General features: G+C 57.3%; 21 protein-coding genes, 2 tRNA genes and 1 rRNA gene. 9 read left to right on the top strand and 15 right to left on the bottom strand.

What is annotated here, in order from left to right; genetic code table 11:
• Positions 1–389: 389 nt before the first annotated feature.
• From WH7805_RS10605 to WH7805_RS10575, 7 genes are all read right to left on the bottom strand, one after another.
• Positions 390–462, bottom strand: a tRNA-Ala gene (locus WH7805_RS10605).
• Between the two features lie 9 nt (positions 463–471).
• Positions 472–545, bottom strand: a tRNA-Ile gene (locus tag WH7805_RS10600).
• A 184-nt stretch (positions 546–729) separates the two neighbouring features.
• Positions 730–2214, bottom strand: a 16S ribosomal RNA gene (locus WH7805_RS10595).
• A gap of 593 nt (positions 2215–2807) precedes the next feature.
• Positions 2808–3647: an inositol monophosphatase family protein gene (locus WH7805_RS10590; protein WP_006043081.1), complete on the bottom strand. Its 840-nt coding sequence runs from the start codon at positions 3645–3647 to the stop codon at positions 2808–2810.
• Positions 3622–5337 carry a TolC family protein gene (locus WH7805_RS10585; protein WP_232198997.1) on the bottom strand — a complete coding sequence of 572 codons (1716 nt, stop codon included), beginning with the start codon at positions 5335–5337 and terminating at the stop codon, positions 3622–3624. The genes WH7805_RS10590 and WH7805_RS10585 overlap by 26 nt, the downstream gene beginning before the upstream one ends.
• A 66-nt stretch (positions 5338–5403) precedes the next feature.
• Positions 5404–6801 carry a TIGR03279 family radical SAM protein gene (locus WH7805_RS10580; protein ID WP_006043078.1) on the bottom strand — a complete coding sequence of 466 codons (1398 nt, stop codon included), beginning with the start codon at positions 6799–6801 and terminating at the stop codon, positions 5404–5406.
• Between the two features lie 19 nt (positions 6802–6820).
• Complete coding sequence (locus tag WH7805_RS10575) at positions 6821–7681, bottom strand: undecaprenyl-diphosphate phosphatase (protein ID WP_006043077.1); 861 nt, start codon at positions 7679–7681, stop codon at positions 6821–6823.
• Positions 7682–7828: 147 nt separating this feature from the next.
• On the opposite strand from WH7805_RS10575, the gene WH7805_RS10570 reads away from it, so the two are divergent.
• The 3 genes from WH7805_RS10570 (at position 7829) to nadB (ending at position 10776) form a co-directional block, all read left to right on the top strand.
• Entirely contained in the window at positions 7829–8548 is a 720-nt protein-coding gene (locus WH7805_RS10570; protein ID WP_006043076.1) for a DUF3120 domain-containing protein, read from the top strand.
• Between the two features lie 114 nt (positions 8549–8662).
• Entirely contained in the window at positions 8663–9040 is a 378-nt protein-coding gene (gene psbU / locus WH7805_RS10565; RefSeq protein ID WP_006043075.1) for a photosystem II complex extrinsic protein PsbU, read from the top strand.
• A 53-nt stretch (positions 9041–9093) separates the two neighbouring features.
• Positions 9094–10776 carry an L-aspartate oxidase gene (gene nadB / locus WH7805_RS10560; protein ID WP_006043074.1) on the top strand — a complete coding sequence of 561 codons (1683 nt, stop codon included), beginning with the start codon at positions 9094–9096 and terminating at the stop codon, positions 10774–10776.
• 22 nt (positions 10777–10798) lie between these two features.
• Here the strand turns inward: nadB and WH7805_RS10555 are convergent, their stop codons facing one another.
• Positions 10799–11740 carry a vitamin K epoxide reductase family protein gene (locus tag WH7805_RS10555; protein WP_006043073.1) on the bottom strand — a complete coding sequence of 314 codons (942 nt, stop codon included), beginning with the start codon at positions 11738–11740 and terminating at the stop codon, positions 10799–10801.
• Positions 11741–11810: 70 nt separating this feature from the next.
• Here WH7805_RS10555 and rimO point away from each other — a divergent pair, with 70 nt between their 5' ends.
• Complete coding sequence (gene rimO, locus WH7805_RS10550) at positions 11811–13217, top strand: 30S ribosomal protein S12 methylthiotransferase RimO (RefSeq protein ID WP_006043072.1); 1407 nt, start codon at positions 11811–11813, stop codon at positions 13215–13217.
• On the top strand, positions 13214–14440 hold the full coding sequence (locus tag WH7805_RS10545; RefSeq protein ID WP_006043071.1) for an MFS transporter: 1227 nt from the start codon (positions 13214–13216) through the stop codon (positions 14438–14440). The genes rimO and WH7805_RS10545 overlap by 4 nt, the downstream gene beginning before the upstream one ends.
• On the opposite strand, the gene WH7805_RS15000 is transcribed toward WH7805_RS10545, so the two are convergent.
• On the bottom strand, positions 14427–14627 hold the full coding sequence (locus WH7805_RS15000) for a hypothetical protein (RefSeq protein WP_232198996.1): 201 nt from the start codon (positions 14625–14627) through the stop codon (positions 14427–14429). The genes WH7805_RS10545 and WH7805_RS15000 overlap by 14 nt on opposite strands.
• Before the next feature lie 48 nt (positions 14628–14675).
• Here WH7805_RS15000 and WH7805_RS10535 point away from each other — a divergent pair, with 48 nt between their 5' ends.
• Positions 14676–16250 carry a B12-binding domain-containing radical SAM protein gene (locus tag WH7805_RS10535; RefSeq protein ID WP_006043069.1) on the top strand — a complete coding sequence of 525 codons (1575 nt, stop codon included), beginning with the start codon at positions 14676–14678 and terminating at the stop codon, positions 16248–16250.
• 25 nt (positions 16251–16275) lie between these two features.
• On the opposite strand, the gene WH7805_RS10530 is transcribed toward WH7805_RS10535, so the two are convergent.
• Together WH7805_RS10530 and WH7805_RS10525 are read right to left on the bottom strand one after the other, a co-directional pair.
• Complete coding sequence (locus tag WH7805_RS10530) at positions 16276–16650, bottom strand: DUF4346 domain-containing protein (protein WP_006043068.1); 375 nt, start codon at positions 16648–16650, stop codon at positions 16276–16278.
• Positions 16651–16674: 24 nt separating this feature from the next.
• Positions 16675–17856, bottom strand: coding sequence for a GNAT family N-acetyltransferase (locus WH7805_RS10525; protein WP_038005404.1), 1182 nt, complete (start codon positions 17854–17856; stop codon positions 16675–16677).
• A 116-nt stretch (positions 17857–17972) separates the two neighbouring features.
• On the opposite strand from WH7805_RS10525, the gene WH7805_RS10520 reads away from it, so the two are divergent.
• Positions 17973–18401 carry a hypothetical protein gene (locus tag WH7805_RS10520; RefSeq protein ID WP_006043066.1) on the top strand — a complete coding sequence of 143 codons (429 nt, stop codon included), beginning with the start codon at positions 17973–17975 and terminating at the stop codon, positions 18399–18401.
• On the opposite strand, the gene WH7805_RS10515 is transcribed toward WH7805_RS10520, so the two are convergent.
• Complete coding sequence (locus WH7805_RS10515; protein WP_006043065.1) at positions 18356–19042, bottom strand: dihydrofolate reductase family protein; 687 nt, start codon at positions 19040–19042, stop codon at positions 18356–18358. The two genes, WH7805_RS10520 and WH7805_RS10515, sit on opposite strands and share 46 nt — an antisense overlap.
• Positions 19043–19054: 12 nt before the next feature.
• Positions 19055–19975 carry a 6-carboxytetrahydropterin synthase gene (locus WH7805_RS10510; RefSeq protein ID WP_006043064.1) on the bottom strand — a complete coding sequence of 307 codons (921 nt, stop codon included), beginning with the start codon at positions 19973–19975 and terminating at the stop codon, positions 19055–19057.
• 51 nt (positions 19976–20026) lie between these two features.
• On the opposite strand from WH7805_RS10510, the gene WH7805_RS10505 reads away from it, so the two are divergent.
• On the top strand, positions 20027–20602 hold the full coding sequence (locus WH7805_RS10505; protein ID WP_006043063.1) for a shikimate kinase: 576 nt from the start codon (positions 20027–20029) through the stop codon (positions 20600–20602).
• A 3-nt stretch (positions 20603–20605) separates the two neighbouring features.
• On the opposite strand, the gene WH7805_RS10500 is transcribed toward WH7805_RS10505, so the two are convergent.
• Positions 20606–20869: a chlororespiratory reduction protein 7 gene (locus WH7805_RS10500; RefSeq protein ID WP_038004653.1), complete on the bottom strand. Its 264-nt coding sequence runs from the start codon at positions 20867–20869 to the stop codon at positions 20606–20608.
• 31 nt (positions 20870–20900) lie between these two features.
• Between WH7805_RS10500 and WH7805_RS10495 the strand changes: the two genes are divergently transcribed.
• Positions 20901–21590 carry a DUF6816 family protein gene (locus tag WH7805_RS10495; RefSeq protein ID WP_006043061.1) on the top strand — a complete coding sequence of 230 codons (690 nt, stop codon included), beginning with the start codon at positions 20901–20903 and terminating at the stop codon, positions 21588–21590.
• Here the strand turns inward: WH7805_RS10495 and WH7805_RS10490 are convergent.
• Complete coding sequence (locus WH7805_RS10490; RefSeq protein WP_006043060.1) at positions 21559–22287, bottom strand: glutathione S-transferase family protein; 729 nt, start codon at positions 22285–22287, stop codon at positions 21559–21561. The genes WH7805_RS10495 and WH7805_RS10490 overlap by 32 nt on opposite strands.
• Positions 22288–22323 lie beyond the last annotated feature (36 nt).

The raw sequence follows: 22323 nt of genomic DNA, 5'->3' as shown, positions 1-22323 counted from the left end.
GAAACAGATTCTTCCTGATTCATTGCTGAATCAAAAATCAAACTCTTGATTGCTCGACACAATCAAAAGAACGTGATGGAGTCTCGGCTCTTGCTCAAGAATCGACATCATCCTTAAAAAGAATGATGCATCCATGAGAGATGCTTTATTCTTTCCAGACTTACCTATGCAGTTGTCAAGGTTCTGCTAGAACTTCAAATCAAATCATCAATTGCTTGATCATTTGACTCGAGCCCAGCATCTTATCAACCAAATTTAACTAGCAAAATTTTTTTGCTTTCATTTGGAATGACAGGAAGCTGGGGTCATCCAGCGGACACGTCTAAAATCACACTCCAATCGAATTCATACTCCAATTCCTTTTGGAGATGGGGATACAGTTTGGTCAGTGGAGGTTAGGAGACTCGAACTCCTGACATCCTGCTTGCAAAGCAGGCGCTCTACCAACTGAGCTAAACCCCCAACACCGAATGGGCCATCCTGGACTTGAACCAGGGACCTCACCCTTATCAGGGGTGCGCTCTAACCACCTGAGCTAATGGCCCAGGAGTCTCATCCCTTCAGGGGTGTGACCTAGACAAAGTTTAGGAACTAAAAATCTCCACCATCCTCACTTGCATCGCTGCAAATTTGATGGCTTCAAAGCTGAGGTACCGATCGACCTAAGGTGACAGGATTTCGGCCTAAGAATAAAATACTCAGACATCAAAATCGTTGTTTGTCTCCCTGTTAGGAGGTGATCCAGCCGCACCTTCCGGTACGGCTACCTTGTTACGACTTCACCCCAGTCATCAGCCCCACCTTCGACGTCCTCCTCCACAAGGGTTGGAGTAACGGCTTCGGGCGTGGCCAACTTCCATGGTGTGACGGGCGGTGTGTACAAGGCCCGGGAACGTATTCACCGCAGTATGCTGACCTGCGATTACTAGCGATTCCTCCTTCACGTAGGCGAGTTGCAGCCTACGATCTGAACTGAGCCACGGTTTATGAGATTTGCTTGTCCTCGCGAACTTGCTGCTCTTTGTCCGTAGCATTGTAGTACGTGTGTAGCCCAGGATGTAAGGGGCATGATGACTTGACGTCATCCACACCTTCCTCCGGTTTATCACCGGCGGTCTCTCTAGAGTGCCCAACTAAATGCTGGCAACTAAAGACGTGGGTTGCGCTCGTTGCGGGACTTAACCCAACATCTCACGACACGAGCTGACGACAGCCATGCACCACCTGTCACTGCGCTCCCGAAGGCACCCTCTCGTTTCCAAGAGGTTCGCAGGATGTCAAACCCTGGTAAGGTTCTTCGCGTTGCATCGAATTAAACCACATACTCCACCGCTTGTGCGGGCCCCCGTCAATTCCTTTGAGTTTCACACTTGCGTGCGTACTCCCCAGGCGGAACACTTAACGCGTTGGCTACGACACCGAGGGGGTCGATTCCCCCGACACCTAGTGTTCATCGTTTACGGCCAGGACTACAGGGGTATCTAATCCCTTTCGCTCCCCTGGCTTTCGTCCATGAGCGTCAGTTATGGCCCAGCAGAGCGCCTTCGCCACTGGTGTTCTTCCCGATATCTACGCATTTCACCGCTACACCGGGAATTCCCTCTGCCCCTACCACACTCGAGCCCAACAGTTTCCACTGCCATGATGGAGTTAAGCTCCACGTTTTAACAGCAGACTTGAAGGGCCGCCTGCGGACGCTTTACGCCCAATAATTCCGGATAACGCTTGCCACTCCCGTATTACCGCGGCTGCTGGCACGGAATTAGCCGTGGCTTATTCCTCAAGTACCGTCAGATCTTCTTCCTTGAGAAAAGAGGTTTACAGCCCAGAGGCCTTCATCCCTCACGCGGCGTTGCTCCGTCAGGCTTTCGCCCATTGCGGAAAATTCCCCACTGCTGCCTCCCGTAGGAGTCTGGGCCGTGTCTCAGTCCCAGTGTGGCTGATCATCCTCTCAGACCAGCTACTGATCGATGCCTTGGTGAGCTCTTACCTCACCAACTAGCTAATCAGACGCGGGCTCATCCTCAGGCGAAATTCATTTCACCTCTCGGCATATGGGGTATTAGCGGCCGTTTCCAGCCGTTATCCCCCTCCTGAGGGCAGATTCCCACGCGTTACTCACCCGTCCGCCACTCACCCGAAGGTTCGTTCGACTTGCATGTGTTAAGCACGCCGCCAGCGTTCATCCTGAGCCAGGATCAAACTCTCCGTTGTAGATCATTTCCTCTTGAATGCTCGCGCATCCTCAAAATGATTTGCTTCACCCATTCATCAGCACTGGCGTACTGATCACAGTTGATGCCTCCTTCCTCTGACAGAAGGGTTCAAAAGAGTGCACTTAGAATCTCTCCTTCGTGACTTTCCAGGATCTCAGATCCGGTTGTTGCTCCACATTGCGCACACCGACAACTCAAAAGCTCGTGAAAACTTCAAGTTGTAGCACAATGCTCTCGCAACGAATGTTGTTGACGGGACCTCACACTTCATCGCTCTTTCATTCATCACTCACTCCTCAACTTCTCAGTTGATTCATCAGCAACAAACGCGATGAAAGCGTCAGTCCTAAACTTTTCAGTTGTCCAGGTTCTGCCGTCGCGCTCCCTTGCAGAAGCGGTTGGCGGTGCGGTCTCGCGACCGCTTGTGAAACTTACAACACCGTGGGATCGCTCCCCTTTGGCCTTGTAAGCACTTCCAAACACTACAAGCTCACGCCCTTCATGCTTGAAAGCTGCGCTTCAGGCCTCAGCCCCCCGCGCAGTCCATAACCATAACACCTCCCACCCCCTCTCAAGCAACTACAAACCGCATTAAGACAGAAGCAAGGACTGCCCCCAAGGTTTGAGCCGCGTCAGCTGATCCTCGGAACTGGCTGCGAGCACTGGGAAACCCACATCAGAGAGGTCACGACCGGGGACAAGAGAGGTTGGATCTTCACGCAACCAAAGAACAGGGCAACCAAGCTCCGACAGCACTAACCAAGCCGCGGAAAGATCCCAGATTTTGGGGGTAGCCTCCAATGCAGCCACGGTCTGCCCCATCGCCACACTCACAAGATTGAGGCTGGCAACCCCAAGCAGACGAATCTTTCCTGGGAACGGCTCCTGATGGCGGCGCTGCAACACCCGAATTGCTCGGCTACACAGGGATACGCAGGCACTTCCTGCCGCCAGACGGGTTTCAGTCGTCAGCCGCTTGCCATTGCGCCAGGCACCACGACCACGAATCGCCACGATGCGCTGTTTCAAGGAAGGAATCTCTAAGAACGCCTCCATCGGTTGACCATCCACAAAGCGCGCCACTGAGATCGCCCAATAAGGAATACCTGCAGCGAAGTTGGTTGTCCCATCCAATGGATCAACAACCCAGAACGCTGACGTACTCGGGCATCGTTTGTCGCCTTCCTCACTAAGGGTGCATTCCCCTGGTGAAATCTCTCCAAGACCTTGAACCAGAGTCGCATCACTCCAGCGATCACAAGCGGTGATCAAACTCCCATCTGGCTTGACATCGGACACGATGTGGCCAAAGTCTTGACGTTGTCTTTCAGCAACATGGTCAAGCAGTTGATGGACAGCCAGCAGCTGAGTCGGCGATAGAGGAGCTGGGGTCACAGGCCCAGACTCAGGCGCCGAGCTGAGAAGCCTCACAGGCTGGAATGTTGGGGACTGGTTCGATCGGAACAGCTTCCATTTCATCAACCTCAGGCTTCGTACCTGGCAGCTTGAGCTCAGGACAAGCCGCAACTTGATCAAGCCCTGTACGCCGCCTTAATCCAGCAAGATTGGAGTTGTAATCGAGAATTGCGTCGGCATAACGCACCTCAGCACTGGTGAGATCACGCTGGTTATCGACGACCTCACGCTGTGTGGTCACACCCGCTTGAAAACGCAGCCGTGCTAACCGCAGGGACTCGGTGGCAGACAGAACTTCTCTTGTTGTCGTGCGGATGTTCTGCTGCGCATCCCTGAGTTCATAGAAACTCTGCTCAACTTCAAGCCGGATCCTGTCGCGCTCCGAAGCAAAATTGAATTGACTTTCCTCTGCCGCCTGCTTGTTACGACGGTATTCGGCACGCGCCCGTCCACCATCAAAAATGTTCCAACGGGCCGATAGACCAACAGAATTGTCAAAACTCCACCCATTAACGTCATCATTAACAGGCGGAAACGCGTTGGCCTCACCTTGAAAACGCTGCGTATTGAAATTATTGAAAATACTCAGAACTGGTTGAACCGCAGCCAAAGCAGCGTTGGCATTGCTGTTATTAATAGAAATATCGAGCAGGAACTGGTCCAATTCCTCGCGGAACGTGTAGGCCGCAATGATGCTTTCCTGCAGTGAAGGCTCCCACAAACCGACAACACGAGCGGGAGTTGCAGAGGTAGGGGTGATGTCTTGGGGCAAGTCCATCAGACTCGACAAAGATCGGCGAGCGAAGACCTGAGCACCAAGTGCATTGGTGAGAAGCTGCTGATCCCGAGCCAGCTGTGTCTCAGCTTCTAAGACTTCGAGCTTCGTGGCCACGCCTGCTTGGTAACGGGCTCTGGCGTCGCGGAGACTAACCAGCGATGCTCTTACGGACTGCTGTCCAATTCGTACTTGTTCGTCTTGACGCTGAAGTTGGAAGAAAGCGTTAGCTGCCTCAAGACGAAGATCACGCAGTGCAATCAAATACGTGTCTTGAGTACGCTCATAATTATCTCGCGCTGCTGAAATCTGCGGAACCCTTGCAGGGTCGATAAGGTTCCAATTCAACTGTGCGGCAAAATTTGCAGACCAACGCGATGAAACAGTGCGTCTTGACCCCCCCGAGGACCGATCAGACAAAGAATCGAGATTATTTGGATTATCGAAGTCAGAACTTTGATTAGGATTGAAGTTGGAATCGGTATTAAATGACTGCCGCTCTCCTGAAAGATATTGAGGCAATCCGTTAGCATTAAGATTGAGAGTGGGATACCAGGACGACAGTGCTGCTCGAAGAGATGATTTCGCCTGTTGTACCTCACTAGCGACTGCTTTCAGGCTGGGATTGTTGACTTCAACCAAACGCTCAACTTCGGCGAGCGTGAGAGGGCGAAGCTCACGAATCCTGACCTGAGCAGGCTTATCAGGCAGTGCGAGTGGCGGTGGCGCCTGGAGAGTTTGTTGCCCCTCAGGAAGCGTCGTTGCGGCTGGAGGAAGGACTGAAGGATCCGATTTCGGCCTTGTGCCTTTGATTTCTGTCGCAGTGGGAAGGGTCGACTGGTCAATGAGCTCCGAACCATCTGCAGTTGATGCAGAACCAGCAGACAATGCTTCCTGAGCCCTCGATGAAACCCCAATGACAAAGGGCAAAACTCCCGCAATGAGTAAGAGACGTGCAGCAGTCCGAGGCACAATGATTCCGGGGCTGAGCGGAGTTTAGGAGGTTTTGACTTGCTGTCCCAGGACAGCAGACACGATGTCAGCTGCTCCATGCACAATCCGGATCGGCACTGGCAGTTGCTGCTGCAGCTGATCAAGCGTCATGTCGTCAAGAAACACAGGCTCTCCTTGGCGAAGCATCACCGAAGGCAGGAGCAGCTGATCCCCCAAAACTTGATCCCTGAGTCCATGCAGAAGGTCTTCGCCTGTGAGCAAGCCGGTCACCACCTGATCCTGGCCCCAGTAGGGACTCGGCAGCCCATGGAGCGACAACGTCACCCCATCAACCTGATTGAGGCGTGCTTGCACTGGCGCCAGAGCCTGATCCACCAAACGGCCCACCACCCAACTGCTGCGAAGCGGAGAATCGATCCTTTCAGGGAGCGTCTGAGTTGCCTGATCTAGTGATTCAAGAAACGCTCGGATGGTGCCAACACCGTTTTCCTCTTGGGGGAGATCTTCGTAGTTGCTTCTAGGCGGCAGAGGCTGACCAGCCATCAAATACCACTCATCAGACAGCCAGGCGAACCGACTGCCGATTTGTCTCTGAAATTTGTCCTGAAGCGGCTCCACAGCCTGAATCACCCTGAGAGCGTCCGACGGGGTGACAGCGCGAAGTCCATCCTGCGCAGGCCTGAATCGCGTCAACCCAACAGGAACCACTGCGACTGATAAAACAGCCGGCCATTCACCAGCACCAAACCGCACAAGGTCAGTGAGTGTCTGCATCAGAGCATCGCCATCGTTGATCCCCGGGCAGACCACAACCTGGGCATGAATCTGCAATCCGCGCTGCGCGAACCACTGGAGCTGATGGAGCAGATCACCCGCCCGTGGGTTGTCAAGCAACCGAGAACGGAGGCCTGGGTCTGTGGCATGCACCGACACAAAGAGGGGGGTGAGGCGTTGCTCTTCAATCCGGTTCCAGTCGCCCTCACCGAGATTGGTCAGCGTTAAGTAAGAGCCATAAAGAAAACTGAGCCTGTAGTCATCGTCTTTCAGATAGAGGCTGTCGCGATGTCCTGGCGGCTGCTGATCGATGAAACAGAACGGGCAGCGATTGGTGCATTGGCGTAAGCCATCGAATAGCGCCTCTGTAAAAGCAAGCCCGAGACCATCATCCGCATCCTTTTCGAGTTCCACACGATGGAGCTCCCCCTCGCTGTCTCGTACCTCGAGGATGAGATCTTCCTCAACGGTCAGATAGCGGTAATCAATGAGGTCACGCGGTCGAACACCATTGATGCTCAGCAACTGATCGCCGGGTTCGAAGCCGAGATCTTCACCGATCGAGCCAGGCTCCACCGATGCAACGATCGCGGGCTGGGGCTGACGTCCAACGCTCGACGGATCGAGAGCGGCAACCGCAACACCTGCGGAGGGTTCATTCCACACGGAATGGATTCGACTGGTTTCAGTTTGAGCCAGGACCGGCCCACCAGACCAGTAGCAGAACTCCGAACAGCAGCCGGTAGATCACAAACACCCAGGTGCTGTGTCGCTGCAGGAATTTGAGTAACCAGTCAATCGCTAGCCAGGACACCACCGCGGCAGAGATGATGCCCACCATCAGGGGCAGTACCCCACCAGCACTGGGTTCACTGAAAGCATCTTTAAGTTCGACCAGTCCAGCAATCGAGATGGCAGGAATGCCCAGCAGAAAAGAAAACCGAGCTGCATCGGGCCGTTTCCAACTGTCAAACAGCGAAGCAGTGAGGGTGCTACCGGAACGGGAAACACCGGGAATCAGTGCCAGGACCTGAGCCAAGCCCACAACGAGTCCATCCCGTCCCTGCACCTGATCGAGCTGCTTGGAGCGCGGTCCCAAACGTTCTGCCAAAGCAAGAAGCAGAGCCATCAGGATGGACACACCAGCAATTGCAGGCACGCTGCGCAGTGGCGAGGTTTCATAACCGGGCCAATAAAGTTTGATCGCGAGCCCAGCGAAGAGAATCGGAATGGTTCCAATCGCCATGGCGATTCCCAGCCGTGCCTCCGGCTCCCGCCACTGCCCCCTGAGCAGAGCACCACTCATCCCTCTCAAAACACCGGCCAGATCCGCTCTGAAGTAAGCGATCACCGCCACGATGCTGCCCAGTTGAATCACTGCGGTTACAGAGACTCCTGGATCACCCCATCCGGCAAGCACCGGCACGATCTTGAGATGAGCTGTGCTGCTGATGGGCAAAAACTCAGTAAGCCCCTGCACAACGCCGAGAACGAAATCTCTCCAAATGGCTTCAAGAAGACCGGGCTCCGACACCGCAGATTCCAATGGTTGGGTGGTCGGACGCTATGCCCATCAGGCCAAGGACGCCAGTGCTGCTCAACATTGAGCACTCAGCCCGCAGCCACGTTCAAATCTTCTAAGGTTTCGATTCTTTCTTGACGGTTTGGAGGTGCGGCCTTGTCCAGTGGGCTGATGCAAAATCCGGCACTGGGCACGCAGAGGCTTCCTGCCTCAGTCGTTCTGACATCGCTTCCCTTTTGGGCCTCTGTTCTCGTGGTGATGCCTGTGTTTGTGCAGGCACCATGGGTCCGTCACCAACCGTTCAGCTCTTGTTTGTTCGGGATTGTCCTTGCCGTGGCGGGAATCCTGATCAACCTCAAGGCTGATCACAACCGACAGCGCGATCTTGGAGCCCTCCTTTTGGGATTCAGTGGCAGCTGGATGGCAGGAAGTTTGTTTTGGGGGTGGTTGCCTGCTCACCCTGTTCTGCATTTACCGGTTGAGGCATTCGCCCTGCCACTGGCTGTGGGAGGACTGAACACTCGGTGGCGCTGCGCCTGCGCGTTTTATCTGGCGTCCCTGATCGGAACCGCCTTCACCGATCTCTCGATGGCCATCTCCGGGGTGATGAGTCTGTGGCCAGAGGTGGTCACAGCCACAGCCGACCAGGCACCAGCTCTGCTTCGCAGCGCAGCCTCTCAGGTCTTAACACCAAAGTCTCTCCTGGTCGTGATTCTTGCAGCGGCATTGATCACGAAGTTGGTGTCCGAATGCCGTTCCAGAGTTGATCGGATTGGAGACCACGCTTCGGCATGGGCAGTTGCAACATCAGTGTTGTTCACCACTTTGGTCATTGATGGAGTTTTCTTTGGGATTTCCTTGCTGGCACCAGGCCTGAGCGGTCTCATCTGAAACGAACTGCAAAAACCCTGTGGTTTTATGCCGGTGCCTGGGAAGAGCACTTGTAAGGTTTGCTGGTCGGTTCTGCCGGCATCATCCCTTTCCGATTCTCAGACGGAGAATTTCATGAAGCGTCTGCTGTCCTGGCTGACAGGTCTCGTCGTCATGGCTGGCTTGCTGATGAGCCTGAGCATGCCCTCCAGCGTCCAGGCCGCTGACATCCGCAATGTGGCTGACGACAAGATTGCCGAGCGCGGCGACAAGGTTGATCTGAACAATTCATCCGTCCGGCGCTTCCAGCAATTTCCTGGGATGTACCCAACCCTGGCCGGAAAAATCGTGCTGGGCGGTCCTTACGACAGTGTGGATGACGTGTTGTCTCTTGATCTCACCGACCGCCAGAAGGAACTCTTCGAGAAGTACCGCGACAATTTCACTGTGACAGCACCGTCGATTGCGCTCAACGAGGGCTTCGACAGGATTAACGACGGGCAGTACCGCTGAGAATGCGTCATGGTTAAACCGCCGGGTCGAGCGGTGGTTTACGACAAGCTCCGATGAGCAAAGCGCGTCTAACACCCCAGGATCCGATCCACAACGGCCCCTGGGATGTCGTGGTTGTTGGAGCAGGCGCAGCTGGCCTGATGACCTGCCTGGAGCTCCCTGCTGAGCTGAACGTTCTCCTTCTCAACCGGAATGCCGGTCGACGATCTTCAAGTCGCTGGGCGCAGGGGGGAATCGCCTCCGTCACCGGTCCTGATGACTCCGCCTTCTGCCATGGGGAAGACACCCTGAAGGCAGGTGCAGGACTCTGCGATGGCCATGCCGTTCGACTCCTCGTGGACCAGGCACCCCGCTGCGTTGACCGGTTGCTCTCCCTCGGCATGGCGTTTGACCGCAATCCCGATGGGTCTCTGGCGACCACACTGGAAGCAGCCCACAGCCAGCATCGGGTCCTGCACGTGCAGGACCGCACCGGAAGGGCTTTGGTGGATGTCCTACGAGAGCGCGTCGAGGCGAGACCAGGCTTGGTCCATCGACGCGGCGTCCGGGTCACCCAACTCTGGGTTGAAGATCAACGCTGCTGCGGGGTTCAGGTTCTTGATGGCCCTTGGCTGCATTGGGTTGCAGCCCGAGCGGTTGTCCTGGCGACAGGAGGCGGAGGCCATCTCTACACCAACACCACGAATCCACCCCAAGCCTGTGGTGAAGGCGTTGTTCTCTCATGGCAAGCCGGTGCGGCAGTCGACGATCTCGAATTTGTTCAGTTCCATCCCACGGCGTTGAAACGCGATGATGCGCCCTGTTTTCTGATCTCCGAAGCCGTCCGTGGCGAAGGCGCCGTCTTGGTGGATCCCTTCGGACGAAGTCCTGTGGAAGCGCTTCCCCAGCGCGATCTTGCTCCACGCGATCAGGTGAGCCGAGCCCTGCTGCGATGCATGCGCGACCAAGGATTGAGCAGTCTTGGGTTGGATCTCTCACCGATTCCAACAGACAAGGCCGAACGGCGTTTTCCGACGATTCTCGAGCGCTGCCGGGAATACGGACTCGACCCTTTGCAGAATCCGATCCCAGTGGCACCAGCCGCGCACTACTGGATGGGAGGGGTCGCCACGGATCTGCAGGCGGCCACAACGATTCCCGGCCTTTTTGCCGTTGGGGAGGTGGCCAGCACAGGGGTGCATGGTGCCAACAGGTTGGCCAGCAACTCATTGATGGAATGCCTTGTGTTCGCCGGGAGGCTCAGGAACATCACCCTGAATGACCGCAGCGCACCAACAATTTCAAGCAAAGGTCTGGAGCCTTTCGGGATGGAGATCCCAATGCCATGGCCAGGGCCTGCTGCTGAATCCCTGAGCCGATCGATCAACTCACTCCGATCAGCTTGCTGGGATGTAGCTGGAGTCGATCGACACGTGATCGGGATGCGACAGACCTTGCGGGAGCTTCTCAAGGCCAACGCGGCGCTGCAATCAAGCCCGCTTCTTGAGGCGATGCGTCGTCAGGACAAAGATCGATGCTTCCTGCTGGAAGAGAGCTGTCGCAGCAACATCAATCTTCTCCTGGACCTTCATCACCGCCAGCAGGCAAGCCGACTGCTGCTGGAGGCTTGCCTGTTTCGCACCGAAAGCAGGGGAGGCCACTTCCGCGGTGATGCCCCGACACCACTTCCGCAGTGGCGATGCCACAGCCGCCAGGTCAAAGGCAAGACCATCCACACCCGACCGGTCATCGATTGAAGGAACCAGGCCACATCACCCTTTAAAAATCACTCCCCCCCTTGAAACCGGAAAGACGGGCCAGCACATCCAAGGGCTTGACGCCTGAATCAAGTTTTCCGTTGATTTCCCAGGTGGGGAAACCTTCGATTTTCTTGCTCTCACACAGAGAACGCTGGCTGTTCTGGCCATCCGCAGCGCACTCAATCACCGTGAGTTTTTTCGCTGCTTCCTTGCCGAACGCCTGTTTCTGATCGTGGCAGTGGGGGCACCAGTAGGCGCTGTACATCACGGCACCATTGGCGGTGAGATGTTCCGCCAGAGCCACCTTGGCCGGTGTGCTTTCAGTCGTCACCAAAGGAGGCGCTCCAGGGCCCGTGACTGCGACATCCGGACGCTCCGGATCGAGAACGGAGGCCCAAATCAAACTTCCCAGCAACACGGCAAGCGCCAGGAGGAAGCCACGGAAGAACAGCTTGGACGGGTCGTCCCAGCCCCCGCCAGCAACAGCGAGAATCAATAGAAGAATGGCCAGGGTGGCGGACAGAGCGCAGAAGAAACAGAACGCCTGGATCTTGAACACCATCAGGCCTACCAGCACAAGACTGAAGACCGCCATTCCGAGGGATACAGCGAATAGTCCCCACCAAGTGCGCCGTGCCAGATCGCCGCGATTTTCAGACAGTCCTGGCAAGAGAGGGACCAGGGCCATGATCAACACAGCCAAGTAGGCCAGAAACCCCACAAACGAGAGCGGGACGCTGAAACCGTCTCCCTGAAAGAGCGTTCCCCAAGGACTGTTGAGGACTTTGTCGCAACCGTCCGCGGACATCGGGCAGTTGAGATTCCCCAGCAGACCCCAACGCTTAAGAGTGATCGAACCGGTGTCGATCACGCCCACGGTGGCCAGCACGGCCATGGCGATCCGCACCCATTTGGAGCCCTGGTCTTGGCGACGGCGGCTAGTCAGTCTGCTGGCGGCCATGCGAGCTGCAGAGAATGGGTGAATTCTGGCAGGAGTGGGAACGGGATTTATGGTGACTGATTGATTCGCCATGCCCATGTCCCCGGACCGACGTCCTGGCCGAGACGGGGCCAGCACCAAGCCAACGGTGGCGTTTGCCCATCTGGGCTGCGAGAAGAACCGAGTCGATACCGAACACATGCTCGGTCTTCTCAGTGAAGCGGGCTATGGGGTGAGCAGCGATGAATCCGACGCGAGCGTGGTGGTTGTGAACACCTGCAGCTTCATTCAGGACGCAAGGGAAGAATCCGTGCGGACGCTGGTCGGGTTGGCTGAGCAGGGAAAGGAGCTGATCATCGCCGGATGCCTGGCCCAGCACTTCCAGGAAGAGCTTCTGGAATCCCTCCCCGAAGCGAAGGCGATTGTGGGAACTGGCGACTACCAGCACATCGTGGAAGTGCTGGAGAGGGTGGAGGCCGGAGAACGGGTGAACCGGGTCAGCAAAACACCCACTTTCGTGGCCGACGAGCGACTTCCGCGCCATCGCACCACCGGAGAGGCCGTGGCCTACCTGAAAGTTGCCGAAGGCTGTGACTACCGCTGCGCCTTCTGCATCATTCCCCACCTCCGAGGCAATCAGCGCTCGAGACCAATTGAATCAATCGTGGCAGAAGCGCATCAGCTGGCCGCGGAAGGCGTGAAAGAACTGATCCTGATCAGCCAGATCACAACCAATTACGGCCTAGACCTGTATGGGCGCCCACGCTTGGCAGATCTGCTTCAGGCCCTCGGGGAGGTGGAGATTCCCTGGATCCGTGTTCACTACGCCTACCCCACAGGCCTAACCAACGAGGTCATCAGTGCATACAGGGATGTGCCCAATGTGCTGCCCTATCTCGACTTGCCACTGCAACACAGCCATCCAGAGGTGCTGCGCGCCATGAATCGCCCCTGGCAAGCCGATGTGAATGAGCGGCTGCTCGATCAGATCAGAAGCCAATTACCCGACGCGGTGCTGCGCACCACCTTGATCGTCGGCTTTCCAGGGGAAACTCAGCAGCAGTTCGAGCATTTGGCGAGTTTTCTGGAGCGGCAACGGTTCGATCACGTCGGGGTGTTCACCTTTTCGCCGGAACAGGGAACGGCCGCGGCCGAATTACCCGACCCCGTCGATGCCGACATCGCCATGGCTAGGAAAGATCGTCTGATGACGCTTCAGCAACCCATCTCTGCAGCGGCCAACGCGCGCTGGGTCGGCCGCACGGTGGATGCCCTGATCGAACAGCACAACCCTGCGAACGGCGCGATGATCGGTCGCTGTGGCCGATTCGCACCAGAGGTGGATGGGGAGGTTCACATCGAGCCCAGGGCCGACGGATTACAGGCTGCACCAGGGACCATGATCCCTGTCCAGATCACAGGATCGGATATCTACGACCTCCGCGCAGAGATCGTGGGTGCGGCATCGATGGTGGCCTCGGCACGGGCCGACCTGTGAGCTGGAGTGGTCTGCATGAACGCCAACGCATCATTTTCCTGATCGCCTCTGGCGTCAGTACCGCCGGATCCTTCGCCGGATTGACAGCGAAGGGATGGATTCTCATGGATGAAACCGCCGCCCCGATGGTGCTGGCGCTTCATTTTGCAGCGCTGTCGCTGCCAACCCTGCTGGTAAGCGGACCGGCAGGGGTCCGCACCGATCGCATCGGCTGTGAAAAGGTTTTGATCCAGGCGCAATGGGCCCTGCTGGGATCAGGCCTCGTGGGAGCTGTCGCCATTCCTTGGCTAGATGGGTTGCCTCAGGTGTTGATGTTGCTGGCCAGCACCCTTCTGGTGGGGATCGCTGGGGCCTATGAACTCACAGCTCGCAACAAGTACTGCGCTCTTCTGGTTGACGACAACGCCCAGCTCGCTCCTTATCTGACGAGTTTCTCCGTGGTCTTCAACGTTGGCAAATTAGTGGGGCCGCCCATTGGTGGCTGGCTCGTCACACTCACGGGTCCCGCTACAGCGCTGACCCTCGATGCAGCCACTTACCTCCTGCCGATCGCCAGCGTCATCTGGCTACTTCATCCCCGGCTTGAGCGAGAGCAGCGCAGTACATCAACCGAGGAATCGTCGCTTGCAGTGGCTTGGAGAGACTGCGGCTCCACCCTGCGTCGTGTGGTTCTGTTCACAGGAATGATGTGCATCGTTGGCTTTTTCCACCCTGGGCTGGCCCCATTGATTGCCGCTCAGGAGTTGGGAACAGACCCAATGGATCTGGGCCTTTTCACCAGTGTTCTGGCCTTAGGAAGCATTGCTGGAGGAATCGTTCTTCAACGCAACAGTCACAGTTTCTGCAGGCGTCCATCTCTAACGCTCGCCGGGTTTGGCCTGGTCACAGCTGTGGCTCAGCTTGGTATGGCGCGAGGAGGAAGTATCTCGTTCATCCTGCTGATGACTTTTTTAATCGGCGCTGGAACAGCAGGCCTTTTGAGTAGCAGCAACCTCATCACCCAGGTGGGATCCAATCAGATTTTGCGAGGCCGTATGGCCGGACTCAGTCAGATTGCCTTTCTTGGCGGCGGTGGAATCAGCGGCCTGATCGCAGCTCAGTTGAGCATCAGCGTTGGCCTGCCCGCCACATTTGCCATCACCGGTGGGATCGGAGTTGTGTTGGCTTTGGTCGAAATTCGCCGCCGTGGGGGCACTGTTCTGACCGAGATCAAATCAGTTTGATTCCACGTAACACCAAGCTGATGGCGGCTGCGGTGACAAGACCAGCGCCCACCAGGCCGAGATAAATAACAACTCCCATTGCAGTCACAGAATGCAGGACCATTAGATCAGAAATCGGGTCTCCAGACGACAGATCCCGCCTAAGCTTGCGTGCATCGAAATCAAAAGGAATCGGACGGGTCTGCAAGCAGGGTCGACCGTCAGCACCAGAGCTCAACAAACGCGACTTCGGATTATGCGCACCCTGTTCATCTATCCCCTGTTCCCGAAGACGTTCTGGAGCTACGAAAAAATCCTTGAACTCGTGAACCGCAAGGTTCTGCTCCCACCCCTCGGACTTGTCACTGTGGCAGCTCTGCTCCCCCAGGAGTGGGAGATGAAGCTGGTTGACCGCAATGTTCGCGAGGTCACAGAAGCCGAGTGGAACTGGGCTGAATTGGTCGTGATCTCAGGAATGATCGTCCAGAAGGACGACATGCAGGTTCAGATCGAAGAAGCGAAGCGTCGCTGTCTTCCTGTAGCCGTTGGGGGGCCCTACGCCAGCTCAACACCTGACGCCCCCGAAATCGCGGATGCTGATTTCAAGGTGCTGGATGAAGGAGAAATTACCCTCCCGATGTTTGTCGAAGCCATCCAAAGGGGAGACAGCGGCGGGCGGTTCAGCTCAGAAGGTGAAAAACCGGATGTGACGTCGACCCCCATCCCCCGCTTCGATCTGCTCGAACTCGACGCTTATGACTCCATGAGCGTTCAGTTTTCCCGGGGCTGCCCCTTCAACTGCGAGTTCTGCGACATCATCGTTCTTTACGGCCGCAAACCCCGCACCAAAACGCCTGACCAGCTGGTGGCCGAGCTTCAAAGCCTGTACGACCTCGGCTGGAGACGATCGATCTTCCTTGTGGACGACAACTTCATCGGCAATAAGCGCAATGCCAAGTTGCTGCTTCCCGAAATCAAACGCTGGCAAGAAGAGCGTGGTTATCCCTTCAGCTTCGCCACTGAGGCTTCAGTGGATCTTGCCGATGACGACGAGATGATGCGAATGATGCATGAAGCCCGCTTCGAAAGTGTGTTCCTCGGCATTGAAACGCCCGATGAGGCCAGCCTCGAAACCTCCCGCAAGATCCAAAACACACGCAATCCTCTTGACGCGGCCGTGGATCGCATCACCGCCAATGGCATCCGCGTGATGGCTGGGTTCATCATCGGTTTCGATGGTGAAAAAGATGGTGCAGGTCGTCGCATCGTGGACTTCGTGACGCGAACGGGCATTCCCGCGGCGATGATGGGGATGTTGCAGGCCCTCCCCAATACCGCTCTTTGGTATCGCCTCGAGAAGGAAGGCCGCCTGATCCAAGACAAAGACGCCGCAAAGGGCGTGAATCAGACCAACCTCCTGAATTTCAAACCCACAAGACCGATTCGGGACATCGCCAACGAGTACGTGGAGGCGTTCTGCGCTCTGTACGAACCCAATGCCTACATGGATCGGGTGTATTCCTACTACTTGAAGATGGGCGCTCCTCGCTGGAAGGGATCCACCCAGCTGCCGAGCTTGACTGATCTCCGAGCTCTTTCAATCGTGATTTGGCGCCAAGGTCTGAAGCGAAACACCCGTGGACGCTTCTGGCGTTACATGCTTGGTATGGCGATGCAGAATCCGGCTCTTTTGGAGCAATTCCTCGTGGTTCTGGCTCACAACGAGCACTTTCTCGAGTACCGCTCGATCGTTCAAAGCGAGATCAGGGAACAGCTTGAATCACTGCCACCTGAAGAACCCAGCGCGTCCAAGGAACTTCAACCCGTCTGAGAGCGAGGACTACGTTCAAAAAGACTCAATCCTGAACGTACGTCGTTCCCTTCAACAAGCACTCTTCCGCTTTCTGGAGTTCCCGTCCGAGATAGAGGGCATGATCAAGACAGCTCACCGGATGGGGTCCATCACCTTCCGTGAGCGCGATTCCCAGCTCTTTGGCCGTTCGCCCTCGGTAACAAACAGAGGGAGTGCGTTGGCTTCCGCCCCGGCAACTGAGCACCTCACCGGTTTCTGGGTCGGTTGCTCGGCCTTTGGAGTCAACATCATTGCGATAGTGCTCGGCCACCAACTGCCCTGCATCCTCATCAACCCGAATCAGAAAATATCCGCTGGGATCCAGTGCGATGAAACGCTGGGAAAGCTGATCATCGAGAGAGAGGGTGCCATCTTTCATCGGATCACCCTACGAATCCGAAGGTCAGCTCACCAAATCAGGAGGTTGAGCACGGAACGGCAGATCCGCATTGATGGCCTCGATCTCCTCACGCATCAAGGCATTGGCACGCGGTAGCCACGAACGGATCAGAGCATCCATCTGCGGGTCATACCAGCGATGAAGACTGGTGCGGGCCATGGCCGAGAAACCTCTTCGCAGCTTGTGGCTTCCACCAGCACCTGGATCGAAACTCACCAACCCCTGCTGCAGTGCCCACTCGATCGGTGCGTAGTAACACACCTCGAAGTGCAGACAATCAATCTCCTCATCACTTCCCCAGTAGCGCCCCCAGAGATGCTGGGCGTCTCTGACGCAAAGCGACATGGCAACAGGGAGATCCACATCTCCACGATGGGCACTGAACAGCACGACATGCTGAGCCAGTGAGGGCTCACACAGTTGATCAAAGAAGCTGGCATCCAAGTATTTGCTACCCCAGGCTCCCCAGCGAGCACAGTGTTGCTCGTAGAAATCATGCATTCTCGACACCAGAGCAGGGCTGAGAGCGTCACCGGTGATCGGTGTCACGGTGACTCCTGCATTCCGCACGGCCTTGCGTTCCCGTTTGATGTTGCGACGCTGATTGGCATTGAAACCAGCGAGGTAGTCGCTGAAGGTCTGCTGTCCGTCAGCGGACCACTGACTCTGCTGATTCAGCCAGCCGGCACAACCGGCTGATTGAGCGAGTGGCTGCCAGGCGGGATCGACATAGAGAAAATTGCAGCTGAGAATTCCGTGCCGTGCTGCGAAGTCATCGATCAAGCCGAGCATCAGCGTGGTGAGCTCCTGGGCGTCTTCACTGGCGGCCAGATGGAAGCGATAACCCTGCACGGGGCTGACCGGACTCATCCCGATCAATTTCGGGTAATAACGAAGCCCAAGATCACCGGCCAGGCGCGCGAAAGACTGATCAAACACGAATTCGCCATAGCTGTGACCCTTGAGATACAGAGGGGCCACAGCCACGAGCTCGTTGTCGTCGCGCCACAACGACAGGTGCAGGGGCTGCCAGCCTTGATCGGGGGAGACGCTGCCGGAACGCTCCAACGCCAGCAACCATCTCCAGCGGTAAAAAGGAGAAACCTGATCACCGATCAGATCGTCCCACCGCTCCTCCGGAATCTCGCTGATGCTTCGATGCCAGCGAGCCGAGAGCGACGCCATCTCAGGCCAATCCATGTGCCGTAGTCGAACCCTAACGAGGTGAGATCAAGGGGGCGAAGATCAAGAGTCAATGTCGTCGACCCTTGATCTGGAGAAGACCTTGGCAACCTTTGCTGATGGCCTTCTTGGCCGTAGGCATCAGCACGATGGCGATCGAGGCCAGGGCCGGGCTGCTGGAGCCCTTGCTGCAGTTGATGCGGCCCAGGGTGGAGCAGCAGCTTGCCGGGGAATGCCAGCGAATCGCCAAGCGTGCTATTGGCAGGATCGATACCAGCTCCCTGCCTCTGGGTGAGCTGATATCCGGCATTGACGAGACGGTTCTGCAACCTTGTCGTGACCTGGCGCTGCCAGCCAGCGAATGCTTGATCCGCGAAGCCTCTCGCAGTGGGAGAGAACTCGGCATCGTCAGTGAACTGATCAGCGGTCGGGTGGGAGACGACACCCAGGTGGTGGTCAAACGCTGCCTGGCTTCTCTTCTTGGCTTGCCGGCCACAGGTCTTCAGGACCTTCCTCTCAAAGACCTGATGCTCCGGTTACGCCGGTAATGCACCAGCAGCTCACCGCCGCCAAGAGGCTGGCTGTGCTCCAGCAACCAGGCATCAGCCGCGGCCAGGTTTTCAGGGAGTGCTGGGGCCAAGGATGGCACCCAACAGAAAGGTCCACCGAGAAGTCGCGGGCAGAGCGTGAGCTGCAGCTCGTCTACGGCATCATCCGCCAGCATCGATTCGCAAAGACCAGCCCCTCCCAAGAGCACAAATTTTGACCAGCCACGGGCAGCCAGGCTGGCCAAGGACTCGGTCCACGACGCAGCGAGGGGATAGCCATCATTGAATCCCTTAGCACCGCCGCCCCCCGGGGTCAGCAGATAACGCGCAAAGGGTTGCTGAAAAAACGGCCAATGCAGAGGGAAATCCGCTTGGCGACTCACCACAAAAAGGTCGGGCTGTGGAGAACGACACGCCGCTTGGCGCTGCTCCAATAAATCGTGCGCATGAATCAGACAACTGGAACGATGCGCCCGCAGGGTTCCAGCTCCGATCAATGCTCCGTCAGACCAGGCCAAGGCTTCCTCTAAAGCCTTGCGATCACCGGCCCCCCCAAGCTGGGAAGGGCCTCCCTGGGGATAGGCCAAACGTCCGTCCAGGCTGACGGCCAGCACCAGCCTGACTGTTGTCTGAAGAGTCATCCAGGGACGCGATCAGACCCCGGCCGTCGCTTCCAACGTGGCTGGTGTCATTTCGAGCTGAGGCATCTCGGCGTACACCTCAGCCGCGTTGTTGGGACTTTCCTGAAGGCGCACCTTGTGGAGCTGGGCACCAATGGCACCCACAGGACCCGAAAGACGGTCGGCGATGTGCAGAGCGATGTTTTCCGCAGTGGGCACACACTCAGCAAAGAAGGGCACATCCTTGTTGAGGAAGGTGTGATCGAAGGGCTCCACCACCAAATCATCCACAAGTCGCTGGAGCGCGGAGAGATCGCAGACCATGCCGGTGCGTGGGTCGATGGCACCACGCACCGTCACATCCACCAGGTAGTTGTGACCATGACCATGGGGACGAGCACATTTGCCGTAAATGCGCTCGTTCTCTTCCTGGCTCAGCTCCGGTCTTGCAAGACGGTGGGCGGCAGCGAAGTGGGTGCGGATGGTGAGGAAGGCGTCCATGGGATGTCCGAGGTAGTCGGCCCAGAGGCCCGGTTGTTCGTAGAGGCGGAGTGCCGTGATCGGCAAATGCGGTGCAAGCCGTTGCCAGATGCGATGCACAAGCGCTTCGGTGGTCGGCAGGCAACCTTCCGGTCTTGACACATCAAAATCCGACCAGGCGTCATTCAGGAATCGGAAATTGAGCTGATCGGTGACCTCCTTGCGGATGGCGTGCTTCACCTCGGAGAGATTGAGCACCATGCCATCGGCATCGAGGTCACCCGCCATCGACACGATGAGCTCGTAGTTGTGTCCATGACCGGGAGCCAGCGCACAGGCACCGAAGCGGGCTGCGTTGTCATCAGCAGAGAGTTCCGGCAACCAGTAGCGATGACTGGCGCTGAAACAGGCTCGGCGGGTGATCACACAACCGCGGCCCTGGCCGTGCCGGGCAATCGACTTCGTTTCAGTCATGTGAAGGTCCGGCCGGGAGGCATCCTAATGAGCTAACGGCAATTCGGAGCCATGCTGGATCCCGTCCCCTCCCTCAGACAGCGGCTCGGCGGCCGCAACCTGTATCTCGTCGGGATGATGGGGAGCGGCAAAACCAGCACCGGGCGGCCCCTCGCCCAACGTTTGCAATACGGCTTTGTGGATGCCGATGCCGTGATTGAGCAAGCCGCAGGCTGCACCATTCCCGAGATTTTCAAGCGCGATGGTGAAAGCGGTTTCCGAAGCCTCGAGACCCAGGTGCTCAGCGCGATTAGTCAGCGCCACTCCCTCGTTGTGGCCACAGGCGGCGGCGCAGTCACCCGCCCTGAAAACTGGGGAGCGATGCACCAGGGGATCGTGATCTGGCTGGACGTGGAGCGACAACAGTTGTTGAAGCGACTGGAGAAGGACGACACCCCTCGCCCCCTGCTGCAAGAACAGGACCCTGCCATGGCTTTGGACAGGCTCTTGATGACACGTCGGCCGATGTATTCAGAGGCCGATCTCACCGTAGTGATCGATGCTGAGCCACCGGATGCGGTGGCGGACGGAATTCTGAACTTGTTGCCAACGCTGATCCAAGACCCACCGAAACAGCGACCCGATTGACCATCAGTTCTGAGGCGGTTCCAGACGGACGGCGTACCACTGCACGCAGACACCTGGCGAGAGCTCCAGTTCACAGGCGGTGTCGAGGAGGCGTTCTGCGGCTTTGGTTGCACCGTCGCATCCACGAAGATCCTCCGGCCATGGACTGAGAGCCATCAGTCGTTCAGCCAGCCATGTCAAGGTGGCGGCGGCTGATAGGAGCTGTTCCGATTCACCCGGCACAAGCACTACATAGTGATCGAGTGATCGGATCAGGGGGTCTGACATGAAGCGGCGGCTGTTGAGTGTGATGTTCACCATGCTGCTGCAGCTGTTCATGGTGTCGGGTGCGGGCGCAGCAGCACCAGCCCAGGCCTCCCTGCTGGAGCAACGCGCAATGGAATGGCCCGAGTGGTCCCTGCCTGCACCTCTTCCCCGGCCGCGTGCCCGACAAGATCTGATCTATCCCGACTGGTTCGCGGGCGACTGGCAGGTGCAAAGCGACACGCTCGACCGTGATGGTTCACGTCTTGAGAACGAATCCACGCTGCTTCACAAGGCTCGCTTCAAACGCAATCAGGCGGGACAGCTGGTCGGCGACCGCTCTTTCAATGCCACAGCCATCGGCAAAGCGCTGCTGGGGGACAAGCTGCTATCGGTCGAGCAGGATCCAGAGCGTGTGAACCGTCAACTGGCGAGGCTCAGCGGAGATGTTCTGCTGGAAACCAGCGTGATCGGCCGCCGTCAGGCCGTGGTGTCCACAGAAAGCGGCACCGAAGAATTCCTGAGTGATGAGCTCGTGCTGCAGATCGTGCATGGCCCGGGAGCACCCAGACTGAGCAGAATCGAGACGCTGACGCGCTACGAACAGTGCGGATCAGAAATCTGTGGGGATCAGCGCCAGGTGAGTTATGGGGCACCTGGCTTGCAGACGGATCAAAGCCTCGCCGGACGAAGCAGCCGATTTCGGCTGGTGCTCACTCGGCTGCCGCAGGATCCCGCTGAATGAGCTGGGCCTCCAACTGATCGCGCCAATGGAATAGGGACTGAAGGCGGGGATGATCGCTGAGACCAGGAACGCCGCGGCCAGCTAAAGAATCTCCTGAGGAGCCAGGGAAACGCAGCAAGGAGAGCTGAGCGGCCACAGCAAGATCCGCCAAGGTGAGTGTGTTGCCTACCAGGTGCTCGTTCTTGTCGAGGCCTTCGGCCAGAGCCATGAGACTGGAAAGCATGGACGCCCTCTGCTCCTGACCGAGCAAATCCCCCAAGTTGCTCAACCACCCACCTGGAACCACAGACATGACCTGTCGCAAGGGTGCCGGCAGATCATCAGGCAGAAGAGCCGACCTGAGCTGGGTGTCGTCAGCTGCAGCCTGCAGAAGCGCTGCCCGGGCTGACGCGGCCAGGGTGGTGTCAGCCCAATCTTCAATCAGTTCCACCTGGGCTCTCTGGAGCGGATCGGAAGGAAGCAGGACGGGCTCGGGTTGCAGCGTTTCGAGATACCGGCAGATGGCGCTGGAATCAGCGAACACCTGATCACCGTCAACCAGAACCGGGACCTGTCGCTGACCCGAGATCCGAAAAACAGACAGTTGACCCAGCCCCGGAGTGACCTCCACCTCACGAAAACTCAGGTCTTTGGCGTGGAGCGTCATCCGCACCTTCATGCAGAAGGCGGAGTGGCGGAACTGGTGGAGCTCCAGCATGTCCAGACCGGGGCAGGGACCGGCAGAGTAGCCATG

Source organism: Synechococcus sp. WH 7805 (assembly GCF_000153285.1).
Lineage (GTDB): Bacteria > Cyanobacteriota > Cyanobacteriia > PCC-6307 > Cyanobiaceae > Synechococcus_C.
Note: the sequence above shows the minus strand (reverse complement) of the source record. Positions and strands in the feature narration are given on the sequence as shown.